Genomic DNA, 20,898 nt, shown 5'->3' with positions numbered 1-20,898 from the left:
GCTCCCTCCGGCAGGATTTGATCAGGCTGCGCCGAGGATGGGCCCGAAACGGGCCCGGTCGGCGAGGCGCGGGTCCTCACGGTCGGGAACCACCATAACGGGGCCCTTGGCGTGATGGAGGACGCCGTCAGAAGTGGAACCCAGGAGCATGCCGGTGAAGCCACCGCGGCCCCGGGTTCCAACCACCACCAGCTCCACGTGCCGGCTCGCATCCACCAGGACATCCACCGGCGACCCGTCCAGCAGCTCAGCTTCCGCCGGAAGGTTGGGGTAATGGCTCCGCAACCATGCCATGCCTGCGTCCAGGGTCAGCTGGATGTCAGCGAACAGTGCCTTACGGTCCATCGGGGCTGGAACCCACGCCAACGAGCCGCTGTATTGCGGAACGGCGCAGAGCACCCGGAGCGATGCACCCAGCCGCACAGCCTGGTCCGCGGCTTCGAGCACTGCAACACGCGCCTGTTCCGAGCCGTCCACGCCTACCACCACCACGTTCTCCACGGGCTGGTGCCCGGCCTTGGCCTGTTCCGCCTTGACCCGCCGGTCCTCGGTGGTTTCGCCCAGCCGGTCCGAGCAGAAAAGGGGGACTGTCACTGTGGGGCATTTCGCGTGCGCCGGCAGTGCGCTGCTGACGGAACCGAGGAGCCTTCCGACGAAGCCGCCCCGGCCCCGCGTCCCGAATACCAGAAGCTCTGCAGTTCGGGACATCTCCAGCAACACTCCGGACGCGTCCCCGTTTTCCACGGAGGCGCTGACGTCGATGTCATAGGCGGACACCTTTTCGAGGGCCTGTTTCACCACGGCCTCGGCGCCCTCGCGGATGACCGAATCATCCACCGTGGCGTATCCGCCGTCCAGGCCGGACGCTGCGAAGATCGGCACCGAGTAAGCGGTAACTATGTGCAGTGGACGACGGCGGCGCCGGGCTTCCCTGGCTGCCCACACCAAGGCGCACTGGCCGTGGTCCGACCCGTCCACGCCAACAACGATCCCGTCAGGAGCGGCATGAGAGCCACCGCTGTCCCGCGCCGGGTCCGGATGCAACTCCTGTGCGCCCATTGGGCCGCCTCCTCGCGATACTGCCTATGTTGCGGCTATTCTGCCAGAAAACAGGCCGCTCCCCGTGCACCCGTATCGCAGCAGCCGCTGCTCAGGAGGGCCCGCTTCCAGTTCTCACTATTCTCCGTCCGCGGTTGCTTAGCAAGCCTGTCCAGGGACGGAAGCGGCAGTTATCCACAGGGCCCGGGCGGCGCCTTGGAAAGCGTGTTCACCAGTAGGGGAATCTTTTCGGATTGGGCTATCCAGCGCAGCGAATCTTCTGTAGTCTTCAGGACATTGTTGGTCCGGGACGCCGACTGCCTTTCCTGTCAGGGGTGCCCGGGAACGCACTGCGGCCGAACCTTGGGGGTAACGGGACGCGCGCGGGCGAGGACGCCCGCACCTGCCGAAACTTCGAAGGAGGAGACTGTGTCAAGCATGCCTGGGAATGCCGGGACCGAGCAGACCACCACTGTGATCATTGGCACCGGCTTGTCCGGCCTGGCCGTGGCCGCCGAACTGTGCCGCCGCGGGGTGGACTCGATAGTGGTGGACGGACTGGACATCCTGGGGGCCGCACAGCCGGCCAACACAGCTTCCCTTCAGCGTTGCGACGCAGCGGACTCGGCTACGCTCCGGGAACGGAACGAAATCCTCCGGCACCTGCGCAACTACGCAGCCAGCCACGATGTAGACGTCCGCAGCACCACCAGGGCCGTCCAGCTGACCATGGTGGACGGCAAATCCGCCGGTGACGCCGTCCCGCAGTGGGAGGTGCACACACCCAACGGCATCCTGGTGGCCGATCATATTGTGCTCACACGCTGCGCCCACAGCCAGCTGCGGCGGATGATCAATGACTTCGGCATCTCGGTGGGCCGTAACCTCGTCGCTGCCATGCGGGCCATCGGCATCTATCTGGTGGGAGTGGGAGAGCTGATCACGCCATCCCCCAAAGAGGTCCTGCGCCAGGCCAAAACGGTGGGCCAGGCCATCTCCGCGAAGGTCAACCCCGAGGCCGGGGCTCCCCCGTTCACAAGAAGCCTGGCGATCCTGCCCTGCTAGCGCCCGTCAGCCCTCGTCGTCGGCGCCTGCTGCGAGCCTGCGGCGGGCAATGATGGCAAGGGCGGCAAGCAGACCAACCGCAGCCGCAGCGAAAATAACGATGCTCCACTGGAACGGCTCCCCGGAACCTGCGGTCTCCGGCGCGGCCGTTACCCCAGGCTCAGCGGTTCCCATTCCCGGAACTGTAGCGCCCGCCGTCGCACTCGCTGCGGGATCAGCCCCTTGCCCTGCTGCCGAGGCCGTAAACGTGAAGGTCCCCTCTATGGGATGCGAATCGGAGCTGACCACCCGCCAGGCAACTGTGTACTGCCCTGCCGGACCGCCCGCCTTAAGCTTCTGGCTGGCCACGTTGTCCACGATCTCCACTGGCCCGTCCGCCCACTCTGCGCCCGAGGCATCCTTGACCGAGAAAGATGACCCAATGCCCAGCGGGTTGTTGTTGAAGGTCACCGATACCTGCTCCGGCGGCACCGCCACCGAAGCGCCCTGGGCAGGGGTGTTGGATTCGGCGGCGTCGTGCGCGGCGGCGGGCCCCGCAAGGCCGAGGACAGCGGCAGCAAAAACGAAGGACCCGAGCACAAGGCCCAGTAGGTGGCGGCGAATCGAATGCATGCTTGGACTGCTCCCTTTGTGTTGGCTTCCTAACAGACTAGGCGAAATTGGCAGGCACGCCGCCGGAGCCCCCATAGGATTCAGGTATCCCCACAGACTCCCCCGGAGGACTCATGCTTAAGCAAGGCTCTGCCCTGGACCGGTATTTTATGGTCACCGAGCGCGGCTCGAACTGGTCCCGCGAGATCCGCGGCGGCTTCGCCACCTTCTTCGCCATGAGCTACATCGTGGTGCTGAACCCCCTGATCCTCTCCGTCCCGGACTCCGCCGGCAACACCCTGGGGTTCCCGGCGGTGGCGGCCGTGACTGCCTTTGTTGCCGGCATCCTCACCATCCTGATGGGAGCCTGGGCCAGGCATCCCTTCGCGCTGGCCACCGGGCTGGGAGTCAACGCATTCGTGGCGGTCACCGTCTCCACCAGCCCGGGCCTGACCTGGCCGGACATGATGGGCCTGGTGGTCCTGTCCGGCGTGACGATGCTGATCCTGGTGCTAACCGGTTTCCGGACCGCCGTGTTCAAAGCCGTACCGGAGGGGCTCAAGACGGCGATCGTGGTGGGGATCGGCCTGTTTATTGCCTTGATCGGCCTGGTCAATGCAGGCTTCGTCCGCCGTATCCCGGACGTGGCCGGCACCACCGTGCCGGTGGGACTCGGCTATGACGGCAAGCTCCTGGGCTGGCCCACCGCCGTGTTTGTGTTTGGCCTGATCCTGACCATCGCCCTAGTGGTGCGGAAGGTCAAGGGTGCCATCCTGATCGGAATCATCACCTCTACGGTCATTTCCGTGGTCCTGGAAATGACGCTGCGCATCGGCCCCAGCGTCCAGCCAGGCCAGCCCTTTAACCCGCAGGGCTGGTCCCTGGTGGCTCCGACGTTCTCGGAATGGGCTGCGCCCGACCTGTCCCTGATTGGCAAGGCCAACCCGTTCGGTGCCTTCGAACACCTGGGCTTTGTGGCCGCCACTTTGCTCGCCTTCGTGATCCTGTTGAGCATCTTCTTCGATGCCATGGGCACCATGGTGGGCTTGGCGAACGAGGCCGGCACGGTGGATGAGCACGGCAACATCCCCGACGTCGACAGGGTCCTGCAGGTGGACGCGCTCGGCGCGATCGCCGGCGGCGGGGCTTCCGTTTCCTCCAACCAGATCTACGTCGAGGCAGGCGCCGGCATCGGCGAGGGCGCGCGCACCGGCGTCGCCTCAATCGTCACCGGGCTGCTGTTCCTGGTGGCCATGTTCTTCACCCCGCTGATCAACCTGGTTCCCTTCGAAGCCGTTGCCCCGGCGCTCGTGGTGGTGGGCTTCATGATGGTCTCCCAGGTGGGCAAGATCGACTGGCAGGACTGGGGCATCGCGATCCCGGCCTTCCTGACCTTCACGCTGATGCCGTTCACCTACTCCATCGCCAACGGCCTGGGCGCCGGGTTCATCGCCTTCGTGCTGATCCGCACCGTGCAGGGCCGGATCAAGGAGGTCCACCCGCTGATGTGGGCAGTGGCCGGGGCGTTCCTGCTGTTCTTCGCGATCGGCCCGATCGAGGCCGCCATCGGCATGATCTAGCCCAGCCTGAATGGGCTGTCCGGGCTGGCCGGGCTGGCCGGGGCGTTGCCCGCCTACACAGGAGTGTTGGGGGCCAAACCTTCGTCACCGGACACCGCGCGGGCTTTCCTTTCCCGGAGCTTGTCCAGCCGGTTCATGAGCGGCGAGGTGGTGGCGCCATGGATCACGATGGAAAGCGCCACCACCAGGCCCACAAAGGCCCACAGCCACTCCGCCTGGTCCGCGAACTTGCCCTTGCCCAGTGCATAGCTGAGGTAGTACAGCGAGCCGATCCCCCGGATACCAAAGAACGAGAGGGCGATCCGCTCGCGGGGCCCGGTTTTTCCGCCCAGCAGCCCCAGCCACCCTGCCGCCGGCCGGACCACCAGCAGGAACGCCAGCGCCACCAGCACCTCCGCCCAGCCAATGCCCTCGAGCAGCCCGCGGGCAATGGCACCGCCCAGCAGGACCAGGATCACCACCGTCAGGAGCCGCTCCAACTGCTCCACATAGGAGTGCAGTACCCGGTGATAGCCGTGCGTGCGTTCAGCGGCGCGGATGGTCACAGCGCACACGAACACAGCGATGAACCCGTAGCCCTCGATCATTTCGGTGACGCCATAGGCGAGGAACGTGGCCGCGAGCGCCACAAAGCCTTCAGAGTGGTTGGACAGCCGCAGGCTTTCGGCGCGTGCAGAGAAGAAAAGCCGGGCCAATACCTTGCCGGTGAGGAAACCCAGCAGGAGCCCGATAGCGAGCCGCCACAGCACGTCCACCCCGAACCATTGCGGGAACCAGGCCGACGGGGATGACCCGGCGATGCTGATGGCGATGGCGAGGTAAACGAACGGGAAGGCCAGTCCGTCGTTGAGGCCGGCTTCGGAGGTGAGTCCGAACCGCACCTCGTCCTCCTTGTTGGCGGCGTCGTCGTGGTCTGCCGGCTCTCCCACCTGCACCTCGGAAGCCAGAACGGGATCCGTGGGCGCGAGGGTTGAGGCCACCAGCAGTGCGGCGCCCAGGCCCAGGCCAAGGAACCACAGGCCCAGCAGGGTCAGGGCAATAATGCACAGGGGCATGGCAATTCCCAGCAGCCGCCACGTAGTGGACCACCGCTGGCGTCCCACAGGCCGGTCCAGGGCAAGCCCCGCGCCCATGAGGGAGACAATCACGCAGACTTCCGCGAGGTGCAGGACGAAGTCGTCGTGCGCTACCGGGTCCGGGTCCGGAAGGGTGGGGATCAGGGCGAAGGCCCCCATACCCGCCCCCAGGAAAACCATAGGCATGGAAAAGGGCATGTCCCGCAGCAGCTTGGGGAGCACCGCGGCGATGAACACCGCAAGGCCCGCGGCCGCAAACAGGATGTTGGGGGCTTCAAACACGTTGCTGTTCTCCGGCCTGATTCGTTGCGCCTTAGCGGCGCGGCAAGATGGAATGTCGGTCCCGGGAAGGGATTGATCCACCTTAGCCCCTTCAGTTTCGCCGGGCCGGGTTCTTGGATTCCAGACATCACGACGGCGGCGCTGCTGGTTTTCGCCCCGGGCATGCGGTGAGCTTGGAACATGTTTGCCGCACACCCCGCCATCGACGTCCCGCCGAAACCCTGGACCGGCAGGTTCGACGGCGACGGCGCGGAGCACCGCCGGTGGTGGCAAGCGGTAACGCCGTACGACGCCGGCACCGAACCAGCCGCCGCACCACACGCTGTCCTGCTCGGTTTCTGCAGCGACGAGGGCGTGCGGCGGAACAAGGGCCGGACAGGAGCGGCCGCCGCTCCGGCCGCAGTCCGTGCCGCCCTGGGGCCGCTGGCGTTCCACCTTAACCGCCCGGTTGCCGATGCAGGGGACGTGGTGGTCTCCGGGACCGGTCTCGAGGCCGGCCAGGAACGCATCGGCGAAGCAGTGACCGCACTGCTCGACGGCGGGCACCTCCCCGTCGTGCTGGGCGGCGGCCACGAGACTGCTTACGCCAGCTACCTGGGCGTGGCCGAATCCGCTGCTGTCCAGGGGGGCCGGCGGCTCGGTGTCCTGAACCTCGACGCCCACTTCGACCTCCGTGACGAGCCCGAGCCGGGTTCCGGCACGCCGTTCCTCCAGATGGCCCGGGCGGAAGCCGCCGCGGACCGCGACTTCCGGTACGCCGTCGTCGGAATTTCCGAACCCAACAACACACGCGCCCTGTTCGACACCGCGGAGAAGCTGGGCGTCCGGTACCTGCTGGACGAAGACTGCGGCGCCGAGCGCGTCCAGGACTTCGTGGCGGCGTTCCTGGCGGACCTTGATGTCTTGTACCTGACCATCGACCTTGACGTGTTGCCGGCAGCGGTGGCCCCCGGCGTCAGTGCACCTGCCGCGTACGGTGTGCCGCTTGCGGTCATCAGTGCCGTGTGCCGCCAGGTGGCCCGGTCCGGAAAGCTGCTCCACCTTGACGTCGCAGAGCTGAACCCGGAGTTTGATATCGACGGCAGGACGGCTAAAGTTGCCGCCCGCCTGATCGATACGCTGCTGCGCTGATCCTTCTGCTGGCCCATCTTAACTGGCCCCCTGTAGCTGGTCCTTACGCGGTCAGCCCTACCGCAACTGCGCCATACGCCAAAAAGTAAGCAGCCTGTCTATTATTGAGCTTTACGGAAGGAGACAGCGGAATGCGGCGCAGAGGATGGATGGCAGGACTGCTGTTTGCCGCCCTGTTGCTGGTCACTGGCTGCGCGGGCAGCTTTCCCGCCGATCCTCAGGGAACACTGGAGAAGGCACAGGGCGGAACCCTCCGTGTAGGTGCGAGCATGAACGGGGACTGGGTTCGCATTTCCGCGGACGCCGGCGGGGAGGTTCGCAGCAGCGACGTCCAGGGTACGGAGGCGGACCTGGTAAGGGACTTCGCAGCGCAGCTGGGATCGGACATCGAGTGGGTGGCCGGAACCGAGCAGGTTCTGGCCGAAGAGATCAAGCACGGCGAACTGGACCTGGTGATCGGCGGGCTGGATAACAAGACCCCGTGGGTGACGCACGCCGGAATTACCCGCCCTTACGCTGAATCGCGCGACGAGCGTGGGAGCCTCCACAAACACGTCATGCTGGTGCCACTGGGTGAAAACGCCTTCCTGCTGGAGCTCGATAAGTTCCTGATGGCGGCAAAGGAGCGGAAATGACACACCTCAAGGGCCGTGACGCCGTCCGGTTCGGGAACACCGAACTGCCGTCCGAACAGCAGGAGGCGCTGCGCAAGGCCATCAGGATCGAATGGACCACCATAGGTTTCCTGGTGGTCACCGCCACCATGGTCTTCCTGGTGCTCGGAAACTCGCAGGCCATGAAGGCCGCCTGGATCGAGGACCTGCTGTCCTTCCTGCCGCCCATCTCCTTCCTGGTGGCGGCGCATGCCATTCGCAAACCTCCTTCAGAGCAGCATCCCTACGGCTATCACCGGTCCACCGGAGTGGCACACCTCGTGGCTGCGGTCGCGCTGACCGTGATGGGCGGCTACATCCTGGTGGAATCCGGGCTGGGCCTGCTCCAGGCGGAACATCCGACCATTGGCGGCATCGAGTTGTTCGGCACCACCATCTGGCTGGGGTGGCTGATGATGGCCGTGATGATCCTGACTGCGGCGCCGCCGGTTATCCTGGGCCGGATCAAGATGAAGCTCGCAGAAAAGCTGCACGACAAGGTTCTCTACGCGGACGCGGACATGAACAAAGCCGACTGGATGACGGCCATAGCAGCCGTGGCCGGGGTAGCGGGAATCGGCATCGGGCTCTGGTGGGCCGACTATGCTGCCGCCCTGATCATCTCGGCCAGCATTTTGCATGACGGCTTCAAAAACACCCGCGCCGCGGTTTCCGCGCTGATGGATAAACGCGCCATGACGTACGACGACGCGAAGCCCCACCCGCTGAGCAGGCAACTGGATGACTACCTCCGCAGCCTCGACTGGACGGAGGGCGCCAAGTCGCGGATCCGCGACGAGGGCCATGTCTTCCACGTGGAGTCCTTCGTGGTCCCGGCGGGCAAGACCACGCCTTCCCTTGAACAGCTCGATGCAGCGCGTGGCGCCTGCGTGGCCATGGACTGGAAGGTCCAGGACATGGTGATCATCCCGGTGGCGGAGCTGCCCTCGGAATTCCTTCCCGGCCCGACGCCGGGCGGCGAACGTTGAGCCGCCGGCCGCGGTTTACGGGCCCTTGAGGACGTAACGCCGCTCCGGACGACCCACCCCGTACTTAAGCCGGACCTCCAGTGTTCCTTCGTCGTGCAGGTATTCAAGGTACCGGCGGGCGCTGACCCTGGATGTTCCCAGCTGTTCCGCAACCTCCGCCGCTGACAGATCGCCTTTGGCCGTTTGGAGCGCCGCTTCCACAAGCTTGAGGGTTTCGATACTGCAGCCCTTCGGTAGCGGCCGCTCTGTCCTGTCCAGGCCAAACACCCGGTTCACGTCGGATTGCTCGGCCACGTCTTTGGCTAAGTCCAGGCCCTGGTACGCGCTCCGGTAGTGTTCCAGGCGTTCCTGCAGGTCGGACTGCGAAAACGGCTTGATCAGGTAGTGCACGATCCCGCCGCGCAGGGCCCGGCGCACCGTTTCCACCTCGCGGGCAGCACTGATCACCAGCACGTCCAGCTCCGGGGCGACGTCCCGCAGCCTGTGCATAAGGTCCAGCCCGTTGATGTCCGGAAGGTGGATGTCCAGCAGCACCAGGTCAGGGCTCAACCGGCCCGTTTCCAACACGGCTTGGGTGCCGGTATGCGCCACCCCCACCACCTCGAACCCGGGCGTGCGCTGGATAAACCCGGCGTGGACCTTGGCCACCATAAAGTCGTCGTCGACAATCAGTACCTTGATCACTGTGTTTTACCTCTTTTGAGCTGGGTTGCACCCCGGGTGAATCGTGCGGTGAAGACGGCCCCGTTGTGGTTGGCCACGGTGAGGTCACCGCCGGAGCGCCGGCAGACCACCCGGGAGAGAGCCAGTCCGAAGCCGCGGCCATCGGCCGGTGCCGCTTCCTTGGTGGAGAACCCCTGCCGGAAGATGTCCTCGACAGCCCCGGCCGGGACGCCCGCACCGGTATCCCGGACTGTAACGGTCACCTGGTCCGCGCCATCCTCCACCAATACCCGGACAGCGGCTTCCGGAAGTCCCGTGACGGCGTCGAACGCGTTGTCCACGAGGTTCCCCACTACGGTGGTGAGGTCCCGGGACAACTCGTCGCTGACCCGGGCCAGGGCAGACTCGGGATCCAGCTTCAGTGCCACACCGCGTTCAGTGGCGAGGCTGGACTTGGCAATCAGCAGGGCGGCGAGCGCGGGATCGTGGATGCGGCTGGTCACTTCATCATTCAGCCTGGTTCGGTCCACCGTGGCGCCGTTGACGAACTGCACCACGGAATCGTATTCGCCGATCTGGATCAGGCCCGAGATGACGTGCAACTGGTTTGCGAACTCATGGGCCTGGGCGCGCAGGGTGTCCGTGGCAGTCCTGGTGGCGCCGAGCTCACGCTCCAGTGAGGACAGCTCGGTCCGGTCCCTGAGCGTGGTGACCGAGCCGATGTCGCGGCCGCGCGAGCGGATGGGGACGCGGTTCGCCACCACCAGACGCTCCCCCACGAGCACCAGCTGGTCCGGGTCCTGCTGCTCGCGGGTCAGGACCTCTTTGAGCGCCGGGTCCACGGGCAGGGATCCGAGCTTCCTGCCCACGCAGTCCGGCGGCAGCCCGAGCAGCTCCCGGGCGCTGTTGTTGGCCACGGTGATGCGCTCGTGGGGATCCAGCGCCACCACGCCTTCCTTGAGGCCGTGCAGCATCGCTTCCCGGTTTTCCACCAGCCCGGTAATCTCGCTGGGCTCCATGCCCAGGGTCTGCCGCTTGACGCGCCGGGAGAGCAGCAGGGACCCGGCAACACCCAGGACACTCGCGACGCCGAGATAGGTCAACAGGTTGGGAACGGCGTCGCCCAGCCGCTCAAGGGTGGAGGGGTAGCTGCGGCTGATGGCTGCGATGCCGATCATTTTTCCGGTGTCATCCAGCACCGGCACGTGGGCGGACAGTACGGGGGCACCGCTTCCTCCCACGACGCCGGTCCAGGCGCGGCCTTCCATCACCTTGCTGGCTCCAAGCTCCAGCGGGTTCCCCACCAAGCCCGGATCGTTGGCTGCAACCACCGTCCGGTCGATTTTTGCGAGTGCCACCTGGGATGATCCGGAGACGGTACGGACTGATTCGGCCACTGCGGGAAGGGCTGCGCCACCGCGCGGCTGGGCATCCGGCAGCAGGGCCCGCACTGCAGGGTTGTTGCCCAGGGCTTCGGCGGCGGACAGTGCCCGTCGGCCCTCGATCCGTTCAAACGCCGCGGCGGACTGGGCAAGGGAGATAGCAACTACTGCCACCAGGACGGCCAGGACAATCAGCAGCTGCAGCACAAGGTACTGCCCGGCGAGGGACATTCCTCTTCGTCGAGACACTGCGGGGGTTCCTTTTGTTTCTGATGCCGGCACTTGAACCTGCGGCGGTAACGGGAACTATATCCCACCGGGACGCCGCAGCTGCCGCTGCCCGGCGACCGGGTGGGACGCCGGAAACGTGAACGCAATGAACTTAACTTTCTCTGCGTACACAAGAGTGATGGACGTCACGGGCGGGCCTAGCATCGAAGCACAGGCCACGTTTGCTGGCCATCCTGTTGAGATTTGTATTACTGAGAAGAGGAACACCATGCGCCAGATCCGCGCATTGCGAGTTGCCGCCGTCGCCGCCGGCATCGCCCTGATGGCCACCGGCTGCGGTGCCACCGGAAAAAGCTCCACCGATTCCACCACCACGGGCGCCGCTGCGGGTCCGTTGACCAATCTCCAGATCATGGTTCCCAATACTGCAGGTGGCGGCTACGACACCACCGCCCGCGTGGCGGCCAAAGTCCTCGAAGACGAGAAAATCGCCACGAACCCCGAGGTCTTCAACCTGGCCGGCGCCGGTGGCACCGTAGGCCTCGCCCGTATCGTCAACGAAAAGGGCAACGGCGACCTCACCATGCTCATGGGCCTGGGCGTGGTGGGAGCGAGCTACACGAACAAGTCAGAGTCCAAGCTGACGGCAACCACTCCGCTGGCCAAACTGATCGAAGAGCCCGGCGCCATCATGGTCAGCAAGGATTCGCCCTACAAGACCATCGATGACCTGGTCACCGCCTGGAAGGCCGACCCCGGTTCCATCAGTGTTGGCGGCGGCTCCTCCCCCGGCGGCCCGGACCACCTGTTGCCCATGCAGCTCGCCGGCGCCGTCGGCATCGATGCCACCAAGGTGAACTTTGTGTCCTACGACGGCGGCGGAGACCTCCTCCCGGCCATCCTCGGCAACAAGGTGGGCTTCGCGGCCTCCGGTGCCGGTGAGTACCTCCAACAGATCGAATCCGGAGCGGTCCGCGTTCTGGCCACCAGCGGCGAGAAGCGGCTGGAAGGCGTGGATGCTCCCACGCTCAAGGAATCAAACATCGACCTGGTGTTCACCAACTGGCGCGGCATCGTGGCCCCTCCGGGCATCACCGACGCCGACAAGGCCACGCTGATCGCTGCCCTCGAAAAGATGCACGGCACAGCCGCCTGGAAGGAAGCCCTGAAGACCAACAGCTGGTCCGACGCCTTCATCACCGGAACTGAGTTCGAAAGCTTCCTTGCCGAGCAGGACAAGCGGGTGGCGGACGTCCTCACGAAGCTTGGCCTGGCGTGAGCTCCTCACCAACACTGGCCTCACGGCTCAAAGGCCGCTCCGAGCTGGGGGTTGTCCTCCTGCTCGGGGCGGCCGGGGCCCTGGTCATTGCGGACGCGGCCCGCATCGTTACCCCCTACTCCCAGTCTGATCCCGTAGGGCCAAAGACACTGCCGTTCATCGTGGGCGGCCTGCTGCTGGTCTGCGCTGTCTTCCTGGCCGTCAACGTACTCCGCGGCGGCCAGGGTGAAGCCGAAGGCGGCGAGGACGTGGACCTCACCCACCCTGCCGACTGGAAGACCGTCCTCCCGCTGGTGGGAGCCTTCATCGCCAACATCCTGCTGATCGACTGGGCAGGCTGGGTGATTTCGGGAACCGTCCTGTTCTGGGGCAGCGTTTGGGCGCTGGGCGGCCGGAACTACATCCGTGACGGCCTCATCTCCGTGGCTTTGTCCCTCCTGACCTTTTATGGCTTCTACCTGGGCCTTGGCATTAACCTGCCGGCCGGTCTCCTGGAAGGGATTCTCTGATGGATGTCTTTTCCTCCCTGATGGACGGCTTTGCCACCGCCCTGACCCCCATGAACTTCATGTACGCCGTCATCGGCGTCATCCTGGGCACCGCCGTCGGCGTCCTTCCGGGCCTCGGCCCGGCCATGACCGTGGCACTGTTGCTCCCGGTCACCTACGCCCTGGAACCCACCAGCGCATTCATTATGTTCGCCGGCATCTACTACGGCGGCATGTACGGCGGCTCCACCACCTCCATCCTGCTTAATACGCCGGGCGAATCGTCGTCCGTGGTGACGGCCATCGAAGGCAACAAGATGGCGAAAGCCGGCAGGGCAGCACAGGCACTGGCGACGGCGGCCATCGGCTCGTTCGTGGCCGGTACCATCGGCACCGCTCTCCTGGCAGTCTGCGCGCCGATCGTGGTGGACTTTGCCGTTAGCCTGGGCGCTCCCAGCTACTTCGCCATCATGGTCCTGGCCCTGCTGGCGGTCACGGCCGTCCTGGGCTCCTCGCGGCTTCGGGGCTTCGCGTCACTGGGCCTCGGCCTCGCCATCGGCCTGGTGGGCCTTGATGTGGTCACCGGCCAGGCCCGGCTCACCTTCGGCGTGCCGCTCCTGGCGGACGGCCTGGACATCGTGGTGGTGGCAGTGGCCATCTTCGCCGTGGGCGAGGCACTCTGGGTTGCCGCTCATCTCCGCCGCAACCCGCTGCAGGTCATTCCCGTGGGACGCCCGTGGATGGGAAAGCAGGACTGGAAGCGGTCCTGGAAGCCCTGGCTCCGCGGCACCGCCTACGGTTTCCCGTTCGGTGCACTGCCCGCCGGCGGCGCCGAGATTCCCACGTTCCTCTCCTACGTCACGGAAAAGCGCCTCAGCAAGCACCCCGAGGAGTTCGGCAAAGGCGCCATCGAGGGTGTGGCAGGTCCCGAAGCAGCCAACAACGCTGCAGCCGCGGGCACACTGACCCCCATGCTGGCCCTCGGCCTGCCCACCAACGCCACGGCCGCGGTGATGCTGGCGGCGTTCACGCAGTACGGCATCCAGCCCGGTCCGCAGCTGTTCGAAAGCGAGGGACCGCTGGTATGGGCCCTCATCGCCAGCCTCTTCATCGGCAACCTGCTGCTCCTGCTGATCAACCTGCCGCTGGCACCGATGTGGGCGAAACTCCTGCAAATCCCGCGCCCGTACCTGTACGCCGGCATCCTGTTCTTCGCCACCCTGGGCGCCTACTCGGTGAACCTGCAGGCGTTTGACCTGGTGCTCCTACTGGCGCTCGGCGCACTGGGCTTCATGATGCGGCGTTTCGGACTGCCGGTGCTGCCGCTGATCCTCGGCGTGATTCTCGGCCCACGAATTGAAAAGCAGCTTCGGCAGACGCTGCAGCTCAGCGCCGGCGATCCGGCCGGGCTCTTCAGCGAGCCGATCGCCGTCGTTATCTACATCATTGTGGGACTCATCCTGCTGTGGCCGCTGCTTTACAAGCTGGTCCGGCGGAACCGGGCAGCTGCTGTTGTGCCCGCCACTGGTTCCGGTGCAACTTCGCCCCGCGAAGTCGGCGGCAGCATCAGCCATGGCAGCCATCGCGCGGACGGACCGGCGGACGGCGACGGCTAGAAGCGGTCCCGCTCATCCTCGCGGCAATATTGAACAACAATCAGCAGAATCAAGGAGACACCATGACCATCGTGGTGGGATACGTCCCAACCCCCGAGGGCGAAGCAGCCCTGACCCAGGCCATCACCGAAGCCCGGAAGAGCAACACCACCCTGCTGGTCATCAACTCGTCCAAGGGCGACGCGCTGGTGGACAACCGCTACGCCCAGGAGCCTGAAATCCAAAGCATTGAAGACCGGTTGGCCACCCAGGGCATCCAGCACATCATCAAGCAGCCGGTCCGTGGCCACGATGCCGCCGCAGAGGTACTGGACGCGGCGGAGGAGCACAATGCCGAACTGATCGTGATCGGGCTGCGCCGCCGCACGCCGGTGGGCAAGCTCATCATGGGCAGCGTGTCCCAGCGGATCCTGCTGGAGGCGGACTGCCCGGTCCTGGCGGTGAAGGCAGGCTAAGCGCGGAAGAGTTCCTGGCGCTGGCGTCCCAGCCCCTCTACCTCCACCTCAACGACGTCCCCCGGCTTGAGATAGGGGAAGCGGCCGCTGAGGGCAACACCTTCTGGAGTCCCGGTGATGATCACATCACCGGGCTCCAGCCGCATGTACTGGCTGCAGTGGTGGACCAGGGTTGGGGCATCAAAAATCAGCCGGGACGTACTGGAGTCCTGCCGCGGTTCACCGTTAACCCAGCTGCGCAGGGGCAGGCTGCCGCCGTCCGCCGCGTCCGCGGGAACAAGCCAGGGCCCCAAGGGCGTGGATCCGGGCAGGGACTTGCCCTTGGTCCATTGCCCGGCCGCTCCCGGAATCTGGTACTCCCGCTCGGAGTAGTCGTTGGCGGTGACGTAGCCGGCGATGCAGTCCCGGGCCTCTTCCAAGGACTGCAGGTAGCTGGCTTCCCTGCCGATCACGATGCCCAACTCCACCTCCCAGTCGTATTTGCTGGAGTGCGGCGGAACCGGGGCGGCGTCGTACGGTCCCGTGACGGTATTGGTCGGTTTGAGGAACACCACGGGAATTTCGGGCGGCGCAGCGCCGGACTCCGCCGCGTGGGCCGCGTAATTCATGCCGATTCCCACTACTGCTCCGGGACGGGACACAGGGGCGCCGGCCCGAAGGTTGCCTGCCCCCTCAAGGACGGGCAAGGTGCCACCGGCCAGCGCTTCCCGCACCTTCGCCAACCCTCCGCCGGCGAGGAAGGCGCCGTCGATGTCCCCGGTGAGGGGCAGCAGGCTAAAGTACTTTTCGGATCCGTCCGCGGATGGCGCCAGAACGGCGGGCTGTTCCTTGCCAATGTCCCCGAGGCGCATGATCTTCATACTGGATTTCCTTCTCTCCGACGTCCGTCACGATGGCTTACCCCCATGGTGGCCGAGGCCGGGATGAATATGCCACTGGACCGATTATGACTGCACCTGTTCTTGCGGTTTACGGCGTTGCAATCCCTGTTGCGCCGCCGGAATAGGGCAGTCATCTGACATTAGACGGCGCAGACGGTAGACTGGGGAGGCCCTGGGGGACAAAAACACAGAAAGTTCAGTAAATGTTTACAGCCACTCTGGAACGCGTTCCGGCCCCTTCCGTCTCCACGGACGAGCCGCTGAGCCGCACCATCGACCTGGAGTTTTCCACTTCAGGCGAAATGCACGCCGGCCTGGAAGAGGCAGTCGCTGAGCTGATCGAGGTAGCTGCCAAGGACGCCTCGTGCGGCATCCTGGTAACCCGGCTCCGCCCGGGACGCTACACGGTAGCGCTGGATGAATCAGTGCCTTTTGGTGAAACCTATGAGGCCATCGCCGCCTGACAGTTTGCGACGGATGCCTCTCCGCGCACAAACAGAAGTCCCCGCCCTGCGTCAAGCAGTGGCGGGGACTTCTGTTTGGCGGTGGCCAAGGCTGTCAGCCGCGGCGTACCTGCACGCCGTCGGACTTCAAAAAGAGCTCCTTCTCGGACGGACCAGCCGGCACAAGCCACAGAACGTTGCCGCTCTGGGACACTTCTTCCACCTCCCCGGCGGCTACCACGTGCGCCTGCTTGATGATCTCGACGCGTTCCCCGGCCTGAAGAGTCCTCCAGTCGGAAACCGCGGCGGAATGGGCGTTGCGCCTCGATAGGACTGCCCCGCGTGCTTTCATGTGAACTACTACCCCTTTGTATACGTTCTGCGCCACAGCCTCTTTGATGTGACTTTCACTACACCTTCAGTTCTACTACACTCACCGCCTGCCTGATGACCGTGTCGCCGTAAATTTCACCAGGCGGACGCTTTGTCGGGTAGAAGTGAAGATTCTTCGCGCTCAGGCGAGCGCACCCACAGCAGATTCGGCCGCCCGGCGCACCTCCCCTGCCCTGACGAGCTGGTCCGCCGCTTCCAGTTCCGGAGAGAGGAAGCGGTCCGTGCCCGGCCCGTCCACCACCCCGCGGAGGGCAAGGACGACGGCGGCACCTGCCGGTCCCGGCGTCAGCACCCCACCGGACAGCTGCGTGCGGATATCCAGGGCGCGGGCCGATGTCACCAGCTCGATGGCCAGGACCCGCCGGAGGTTGTCCGCTGCCTTCCGCAGCTTGCGGGCGGCGTGCCAGCCCATGGAGACGTGGTCTTCCTGCATGGCCGAACTCGGGATGGAGTCTACCGATGCCGGAACAGCCAGCCGCTTGTTGTCCGAGACAAGCCCCGCCTGGGTGTACTGGGCAATCATGAGCCCGGAGTCCACCCCCGGGTCGGCGGCGAGGAAGGCAGGCAAGCCGTGGGAACGGGCCGGGTCCAGCATCCGGTCAGTACGCCGCTCGGCGATGGAGCTCAGGTCCGCGACGGCGATGGCCAGGAAGTCCAGGACGTACGCCACCGGGGCACCGTGAAAGTTGCCGTTGGAGCTGACCCGGCCGTCGGGCAGGATCACCGGGTTGTCGATCGCGGCCGCCAGTTCGCGCGAAGCCACCAAAGCTGCGTGGTCCAGCGTGTCACGGACGGCGCCTGCCACCTGTGGGGCGCAGCGGAGCGAGTAGGCGTCCTGCACCCGCGAATCCCCCACCCTGTGCGATGCCACGATCGGGGAATCGGAGAGCACGCGCAGCATGTTGTCGGCGCTCGCCGCCTGCCCCGGGTGCGGGCGGAGCGCGGCGTGAAGCTCGGGCAGGAACACCTGGTCGGTGCCCAGCAGGGCCTCGACGCTCATCGCGGCGGTGATGTCCGCCGTCGTCAGCAACTGGCGAAGGTCCGCAATGGCCATCAGAAGCATGCCCAGCATGCCCTCCGTGCCGTTGACCAGTGCCAGGCCTTCCTTCTCGGCGAGCGTGACCGGCTCGATGCCGTGCGCTGCAAGGAGTTCCGCGACGGCGGGGCGGCCGGTTGTGCCATAGAGTTCGCCGTCGGGCCCTTCCGCTTCTCCCTCACCCATCAGGACCAGCGCACAGTGGGACAGCGGGGCGAGGTCGCCGGAGCAGCCCAGGGATCCGAACTCACGGACCACGGGGGTGATGCCGGCGTTGAGCACGTCCACCATGGTCTGCAGGACCACCGGGCGGACGCCGGTGCGGCCGGAGGCCAGGGTCTTGGCGCGCAGGAACATGATTCCGCGCACCACCTCGCGTTCCACCGCCGGGCCCATCCCGGCGGCGTGGCTGCGGATCAGGCTTTTCTGGAGCTGGGTGCGCAGCTCCTTGGGGATGTGGCGGTTAGCCAGGGCGCCGAAGCCGGTGGAGATTCCGTACGCCGGGACGTCGCTGGCGGCGAGGTCGTCGATGTGCGCACGGACCTTCGCTACCGACTCGAGCGCTTCCGGGGAAATGGTCACCTTGGCATGGTGGCGCGCGACGGCGACCACATCCTCGGGCGTCACGCCGCCGGACCCGAGGGTGACGGTCAGCGGTTCGTGGGTAATGGCAGTCATAATTCCTACTTCGGTGGTTGCTCCCAACTAGGTGGCAGTAGGTGTCGTTACGAACGCTCAAAACGACATCTACTGCGACCTAGTTGGGTCAGTGGGATGTGGTTAGCGGTTTTCCTGCATGGGGATGCGGACACCGCGTTCTGTGGCGACGTCGAGGGCGCGGCCGTAGCCGGCGTCGGCGTGGCGGATGACGCCCATGCCGGGGTCGTTGGTCAGGAGGCGTTCGAGCTTCTGCGCGGCCAGCTCCGTGCCGTCGGCGACCGATACCTGGCCGGCGTGGATGGAACGGCCGATGCCCACTCCGCCGCCGTGGTGCAGGGATACCCAGGTGGCTCCCGAGGCGGTGTTGAGGAGGGCGTTCAGCAAGGGCCAGTCGGCGATGGCGTCAGAGCCGTCTGCCATGGCTTCGGTTTCGCGGTACGGGGACGCCACGGATCCGGAGTCCAGATGATCGCGGCCGATCACGATGGGGGCCTTGACCTTGCCGTCCTTCACGAGCTGGTTGAACAGCAGCCCGGCTTTGTGGCGTTCGCCGTACCCAAGCCAGCAGATCCGGGCCGGCAGGCCTTCGAACTCCACGCGTTCACCGGCGGCGTCGATCCAGCGGTGCAGGTGCTTGTTGTCCGGGAAGAGCTCCTTGATGGCCTTGTCAGTGACGGCGATGTCCTCGGGGTCACCGGAGAGGGCCACCCAGCGGAACGGGCCCATGCCCTCGCAGAACAGCGGGCGGATGTAGGCCGGCACGAAGCCGGGGAATTCGAACGCCCGGGTGTAGCCGCCCTTCCGGGCTTCGTCGCGGATGGAGTTGCCGTAATCGAACACCTCGGCGCCGGCGTCCTGGAACTCCACCATCGCCTGGACATGCCGCGCCATGGAGGCCTGGGCTTTTTTGGTGAAACCCTCCGGGTCGGCGGCGGCTTCTTCCTGCCATTCCCCCACGGAAATGCCTTCGGGGAGGTAGCTCAGCGGATCATGGGCGGAGGTTTGGTCGGTGACGATGTCCACCGCCAGTTCGCCGGCTTTGTGCCTGCGCAGGATTTCGGGAAACACCTCGGCGGCGTTGCCCACGTAGCCTACGGACCAGCCGCGGCGCTCTTCCTTGGCCTTCAGCACCTTGGCAATGGCGGCGTCGAGGTCCGTTTCCACTTCGTCGAGGTAGCGCTTGCCGGCGCGACGGCGCAGGCGGGTCTCGTCGACGTCGACGATCAGGCAGGCGCCGTCGTTCAATGTGACGGCGAGCGGCTGGGCGCCGCCCATGCCGCCGCAGCCGCCGGTGAGGGTGAGGGTGCCGGCGAGGGTGCCGTTTTCGTCCCCGGTGAGCTTCCGGGCGATCGCGGCGAAGGTCTCGAACGTGCCCTGCAGGATGCCCTGCGTGCCGATGTAGATCCAGGACCCGGCGGTCATCTGGCCGTACATCATCAGGCCTTCTGCCTCTAGCCGGCGGAATTCGGGCCAGTTGGCCCAGTCGCCCACGAGGTTGGAGTTGGCCAGCAGGACGCGCGGCGCCCACTCATTGGTACGAAATACTCCCACCGGCTTTCCCGACTGGACCAGGAGGGTTTCGTCCTTTTCCATGGTTTCCAGGGTGCGGGTGATGGCGTCGAAGGCTGCCCAGGAGCGGACGGCGCGGCCGGTGCCGCCGTAGACCACCAGATCATCAGGGCGTTCAGCCACCTCGGGGTCCAGGTTGTTCATGAGCATGCGCAGCGGGGCTTCCGTCTGCCAGGACTTTGCTGTGAGCTCGGTGCCGCGGGCTGCTTTGACCGGGCGGGCACCGGTGGTGAAATTGGCGGGTGCCATGGTGGCTCCTTTCATCGTGTGCCTATGTTTGAAAAGAAGTTCTGTATCAACTAAAGCCTCTGGAGGACGGGCTTCACAGGGGTTTCAATGGGGTGCTGTCCGGTATTCCAGACGCATTCCGCCCTCCCGATGCCCTATCAGTTTTGGTCCGTAAAAGGCCAGGATGGGTACCAAAACTGATAGGTCAAAAGCGGCCGGGCTACTTACCCGGGCGGCCGTGCAGCCGGACCGACAGGTCGTCGGCCGCCTTTTGGACGCGGCCAGCCAGCACGGGCCATTCCTGGGCGGGCACTTTGTCCTCGAGGAATGTGACGGCGACTGCCGCCGTCGGCCATCCCGTGTGATCAGTGACGGCGGCTGCGATGGAGCCGAAGCCCGGGGTGACTTCCCCGTGCTCGGTGGCGTAGCCGCGCTGCCTCACCTGGTCGAGGTGTGAGGACAGCGCCGAGTACTTCATGATGGCGCCTTCCACCTCGTGCCGGGCGGTGAAGGCGGCGGCGTTCGGGTACAGCGCCCGCACCTGCGACTTTGGCAGCGCCGCGAGGATGGCCCGCCCGCTGGCGGTGAGGTGGCTGGGGAGCCGGACGCCCACGTCTGTCACCAGGGAGGGACGGTTCTTAGCCCGTTCCTCCACGATGTAGAGCACATCCCGCCCATGCAGCACCGCCAGGTGCGCGCTCTCCCCCAGCGCATCCACCAGGGAGGCGAGCAATGGCCGGCCCAGCCGGGACAACGGTTCCTGCCGCGAGTACGCGGAGCTAAGTTCGAAGGCACTGATACCAAGCCCATACCGCTGCTCCTCATGGAGATGGAGCACAAAACCGTTGGCCTCCATCACGCCCAGCAGGTGGTAGACACTGGACCGGGGCAGTCCGAGGGAAGAGGCAATTTGCGACGCCGCCATCGGCCCACGCCGCGAGGCGAGCAGTTTGAGGATGCGCAGTGTGTTCTCGGCGGCGGGCACCTTCGACGTCACCTTTGCGGAGTTTCCTGGTTCGCCGGCCTGCGGCCTCGCTTCCGTAGCTAACACCCGTTCCTCCTTGGTTTCCAGCGGCACACCCCAGGGCTATCCGGGATCCCGTACTCAAGCTTGCGTCCTCACTGGCTGCTCCACGCCTGCTCAGAACTCTTTAGTGTCTGGAATACCA

General features: G+C 65.7%; 20 protein-coding genes. 10 read left to right on the top strand and 10 right to left on the bottom strand.

Annotation, left to right across the window (positions count from 1 at the left end; translation table 11 throughout):
* Positions 1 to 21: 21 nt before the first annotated feature.
* On the bottom strand, positions 22 to 1,059 hold the full coding sequence (locus tag ACFVYC_RS19720) for a universal stress protein (protein ID WP_387553444.1): 1,038 nt from the start codon (positions 1,057 to 1,059) through the stop codon (positions 22 to 24).
* A 417-nt stretch (positions 1,060 to 1,476) separates the two neighbouring features.
* On the opposite strand from ACFVYC_RS19720, the gene ACFVYC_RS19715 reads away from it, so the two are divergent.
* On the top strand, positions 1,477 to 2,103 hold the full coding sequence (locus tag ACFVYC_RS19715; protein ID WP_387553523.1) for an NAD(P)-binding protein: 627 nt from the start codon (positions 1,477 to 1,479) through the stop codon (positions 2,101 to 2,103).
* Between the two features lie 6 nt (positions 2,104 to 2,109).
* On the opposite strand, the gene ACFVYC_RS19710 is transcribed toward ACFVYC_RS19715, so the two are convergent.
* A complete protein-coding gene (locus ACFVYC_RS19710; RefSeq protein WP_387553442.1) occupies positions 2,110 to 2,715 on the bottom strand; it encodes a copper resistance protein CopC in 606 nt (201 codons plus the stop codon).
* A gap of 113 nt (positions 2,716 to 2,828) precedes the next feature.
* On the opposite strand from ACFVYC_RS19710, the gene ACFVYC_RS19705 reads away from it, so the two are divergent.
* Complete coding sequence (locus ACFVYC_RS19705; RefSeq protein WP_387553440.1) at positions 2,829 to 4,274, top strand: NCS2 family permease; 1,446 nt, start codon at positions 2,829 to 2,831, stop codon at positions 4,272 to 4,274.
* 53 nt (positions 4,275 to 4,327) lie between these two features.
* Here the strand turns inward: ACFVYC_RS19705 and ACFVYC_RS19700 are convergent, their stop codons facing one another.
* On the bottom strand, positions 4,328 to 5,632 hold the full coding sequence (locus tag ACFVYC_RS19700) for a cation:proton antiporter (RefSeq protein WP_387553438.1): 1,305 nt from the start codon (positions 5,630 to 5,632) through the stop codon (positions 4,328 to 4,330).
* 180 nt (positions 5,633 to 5,812) lie between these two features.
* Here ACFVYC_RS19700 and hutG point away from each other — a divergent pair, with 180 nt between their 5' ends.
* The 3 genes from hutG to ACFVYC_RS19685 all read left to right on the top strand — a co-directional run bounded on the left by hutG (position 5,813) and on the right by ACFVYC_RS19685 (position 8,405).
* Positions 5,813 to 6,763: a formimidoylglutamase gene (gene hutG / locus ACFVYC_RS19695; RefSeq protein WP_387553436.1), complete on the top strand. Its 951-nt coding sequence runs from the start codon at positions 5,813 to 5,815 to the stop codon at positions 6,761 to 6,763.
* Between the two features lie 149 nt (positions 6,764 to 6,912).
* Positions 6,913 to 7,398, top strand: a complete 486-nt coding sequence (locus tag ACFVYC_RS19690) for a transporter substrate-binding domain-containing protein (RefSeq protein WP_387553435.1) — start codon at positions 6,913 to 6,915, stop codon at positions 7,396 to 7,398.
* Entirely contained in the window at positions 7,395 to 8,405 is a 1,011-nt protein-coding gene (locus tag ACFVYC_RS19685) for a cation diffusion facilitator family transporter (protein WP_387553433.1), read from the top strand. The genes ACFVYC_RS19690 and ACFVYC_RS19685 overlap by 4 nt, the downstream gene beginning before the upstream one ends.
* Before the next feature lie 15 nt (positions 8,406 to 8,420).
* On the opposite strand, the gene ACFVYC_RS19680 is transcribed toward ACFVYC_RS19685, so the two are convergent.
* Together ACFVYC_RS19680 and ACFVYC_RS19675 are read right to left on the bottom strand one after the other, a co-directional pair.
* Positions 8,421 to 9,089 carry a response regulator gene (locus ACFVYC_RS19680; RefSeq protein WP_387553431.1) on the bottom strand — a complete coding sequence of 223 codons (669 nt, stop codon included), beginning with the start codon at positions 9,087 to 9,089 and terminating at the stop codon, positions 8,421 to 8,423.
* Positions 9,086 to 10,681, bottom strand: coding sequence for an ATP-binding protein (locus ACFVYC_RS19675; RefSeq protein WP_387553521.1), 1,596 nt, complete (start codon positions 10,679 to 10,681; stop codon positions 9,086 to 9,088). The genes ACFVYC_RS19680 and ACFVYC_RS19675 overlap by 4 nt, the downstream gene beginning before the upstream one ends.
* Before the next feature lie 268 nt (positions 10,682 to 10,949).
* Between ACFVYC_RS19675 and ACFVYC_RS19670 the strand changes: the two genes are divergently transcribed.
* The 4 genes from ACFVYC_RS19670 to ACFVYC_RS19655 all read left to right on the top strand — a co-directional run bounded on the left by ACFVYC_RS19670 (position 10,950) and on the right by ACFVYC_RS19655 (position 14,519).
* Positions 10,950 to 11,960 (top strand): Bug family tripartite tricarboxylate transporter substrate binding protein, encoded by a 1,011-nt coding sequence (locus tag ACFVYC_RS19670; protein ID WP_387553430.1) that lies wholly within the window; start codon positions 10,950 to 10,952, stop codon positions 11,958 to 11,960.
* The gene (locus ACFVYC_RS19665) at positions 11,957 to 12,469 is read left to right on the top strand and encodes a tripartite tricarboxylate transporter TctB family protein (protein WP_387553428.1); all 513 of its coding nucleotides are present in this window, start codon (positions 11,957 to 11,959) and stop codon (positions 12,467 to 12,469) included. The genes ACFVYC_RS19670 and ACFVYC_RS19665 overlap by 4 nt, the downstream gene beginning before the upstream one ends.
* Positions 12,469 to 14,064, top strand: coding sequence for a tripartite tricarboxylate transporter permease (locus ACFVYC_RS19660; protein WP_387553426.1), 1,596 nt, complete (start codon positions 12,469 to 12,471; stop codon positions 14,062 to 14,064). The genes ACFVYC_RS19665 and ACFVYC_RS19660 overlap by 1 nt, the downstream gene beginning before the upstream one ends.
* A gap of 62 nt (positions 14,065 to 14,126) precedes the next feature.
* Positions 14,127 to 14,519, top strand: a complete 393-nt coding sequence (locus ACFVYC_RS19655) for a universal stress protein (protein ID WP_387553424.1) — start codon at positions 14,127 to 14,129, stop codon at positions 14,517 to 14,519.
* On the opposite strand, the gene ACFVYC_RS19650 is transcribed toward ACFVYC_RS19655, so the two are convergent.
* Positions 14,516 to 15,379 carry a fumarylacetoacetate hydrolase family protein gene (locus ACFVYC_RS19650; RefSeq protein ID WP_387553422.1) on the bottom strand — a complete coding sequence of 288 codons (864 nt, stop codon included), beginning with the start codon at positions 15,377 to 15,379 and terminating at the stop codon, positions 14,516 to 14,518. The two genes, ACFVYC_RS19655 and ACFVYC_RS19650, sit on opposite strands and share 4 nt — an antisense overlap.
* Positions 15,380 to 15,603: 224 nt before the next feature.
* On the opposite strand from ACFVYC_RS19650, the gene ACFVYC_RS19645 reads away from it, so the two are divergent.
* Positions 15,604 to 15,864 carry a hypothetical protein gene (locus ACFVYC_RS19645; protein ID WP_387553420.1) on the top strand — a complete coding sequence of 87 codons (261 nt, stop codon included), beginning with the start codon at positions 15,604 to 15,606 and terminating at the stop codon, positions 15,862 to 15,864.
* A gap of 94 nt (positions 15,865 to 15,958) precedes the next feature.
* Here the strand turns inward: ACFVYC_RS19645 and ACFVYC_RS19640 are convergent, their stop codons facing one another.
* The 4 genes from ACFVYC_RS19640 to ACFVYC_RS19625 all read right to left on the bottom strand — a co-directional run bounded on the left by ACFVYC_RS19640 (position 15,959) and on the right by ACFVYC_RS19625 (position 20,780).
* On the bottom strand, positions 15,959 to 16,195 hold the full coding sequence (locus ACFVYC_RS19640; RefSeq protein WP_387553418.1) for a hypothetical protein: 237 nt from the start codon (positions 16,193 to 16,195) through the stop codon (positions 15,959 to 15,961).
* Positions 16,196 to 16,357: 162 nt separating this feature from the next.
* Positions 16,358 to 17,950: a histidine ammonia-lyase gene (hutH, locus tag ACFVYC_RS19635; protein ID WP_387553416.1), complete on the bottom strand. Its 1,593-nt coding sequence runs from the start codon at positions 17,948 to 17,950 to the stop codon at positions 16,358 to 16,360.
* A gap of 102 nt (positions 17,951 to 18,052) precedes the next feature.
* Positions 18,053 to 19,750 carry a urocanate hydratase gene (locus ACFVYC_RS19630; protein WP_387553414.1) on the bottom strand — a complete coding sequence of 566 codons (1,698 nt, stop codon included), beginning with the start codon at positions 19,748 to 19,750 and terminating at the stop codon, positions 18,053 to 18,055.
* 199 nt (positions 19,751 to 19,949) lie between these two features.
* Positions 19,950 to 20,780 (bottom strand): IclR family transcriptional regulator, encoded by an 831-nt coding sequence (locus ACFVYC_RS19625; protein ID WP_387553519.1) that lies wholly within the window; start codon positions 20,778 to 20,780, stop codon positions 19,950 to 19,952.
* Between the last annotated feature and the right edge of the window lie 118 nt (positions 20,781 to 20,898).

This window comes from Pseudarthrobacter sp. NPDC058329, assembly GCF_042879835.1.
Taxonomy (GTDB): domain Bacteria; phylum Actinomycetota; class Actinomycetes; order Actinomycetales; family Micrococcaceae; genus Arthrobacter.
This window is presented reverse-complemented; position numbering and strand designations above follow the sequence as displayed.

Bases quoted from the DNA above. Each gene is read 5' to 3' on its own strand.
- ACFVYC_RS19720 (WP_387553444.1), bottom strand. From the start codon at position 1,059: ATGGGCGCACAGGAGTTGCATCCGGACCCGGCGCGGGACAGCGGTGGC.
- ACFVYC_RS19715 (WP_387553523.1), top strand. From the start codon at position 1,477: ATGCCTGGGAATGCCGGGACCGAGCAGACCACCACTGTGATCATTGGC.
- ACFVYC_RS19710 (WP_387553442.1), bottom strand. From the start codon at position 2,715: ATGCATTCGATTCGCCGCCACCTACTGGGCCTTGTGCTCGGGTCCTTC.
- ACFVYC_RS19705 (WP_387553440.1), top strand. From the start codon at position 2,829: ATGCTTAAGCAAGGCTCTGCCCTGGACCGGTATTTTATGGTCACCGAG.
- hutG (WP_387553436.1), top strand. From the start codon at position 5,813: ATGTTTGCCGCACACCCCGCCATCGACGTCCCGCCGAAACCCTGGACC.
- ACFVYC_RS19690 (WP_387553435.1), top strand. From the start codon at position 6,913: ATGGCAGGACTGCTGTTTGCCGCCCTGTTGCTGGTCACTGGCTGCGCG.
- ACFVYC_RS19685 (WP_387553433.1), top strand. From the start codon at position 7,395: ATGACACACCTCAAGGGCCGTGACGCCGTCCGGTTCGGGAACACCGAA.
- ACFVYC_RS19675 (WP_387553521.1), bottom strand. From the start codon at position 10,681: ATGTCCCTCGCCGGGCAGTACCTTGTGCTGCAGCTGCTGATTGTCCTG.
- ACFVYC_RS19670 (WP_387553430.1), top strand. From the start codon at position 10,950: ATGCGCCAGATCCGCGCATTGCGAGTTGCCGCCGTCGCCGCCGGCATC.
- ACFVYC_RS19660 (WP_387553426.1), top strand. From the start codon at position 12,469: ATGGATGTCTTTTCCTCCCTGATGGACGGCTTTGCCACCGCCCTGACC.
- ACFVYC_RS19655 (WP_387553424.1), top strand. From the start codon at position 14,127: ATGACCATCGTGGTGGGATACGTCCCAACCCCCGAGGGCGAAGCAGCC.
- ACFVYC_RS19650 (WP_387553422.1), bottom strand. From the start codon at position 15,379: ATGAAGATCATGCGCCTCGGGGACATTGGCAAGGAACAGCCCGCCGTT.
- ACFVYC_RS19645 (WP_387553420.1), top strand. From the start codon at position 15,604: ATGTTTACAGCCACTCTGGAACGCGTTCCGGCCCCTTCCGTCTCCACG.
- ACFVYC_RS19640 (WP_387553418.1), bottom strand. From the start codon at position 16,195: ATGAAAGCACGCGGGGCAGTCCTATCGAGGCGCAACGCCCATTCCGCC.
- hutH (WP_387553416.1), bottom strand. From the start codon at position 17,950: ATGACTGCCATTACCCACGAACCGCTGACCGTCACCCTCGGGTCCGGC.
- ACFVYC_RS19630 (WP_387553414.1), bottom strand. From the start codon at position 19,750: ATGGCACCCGCCAATTTCACCACCGGTGCCCGCCCGGTCAAAGCAGCC.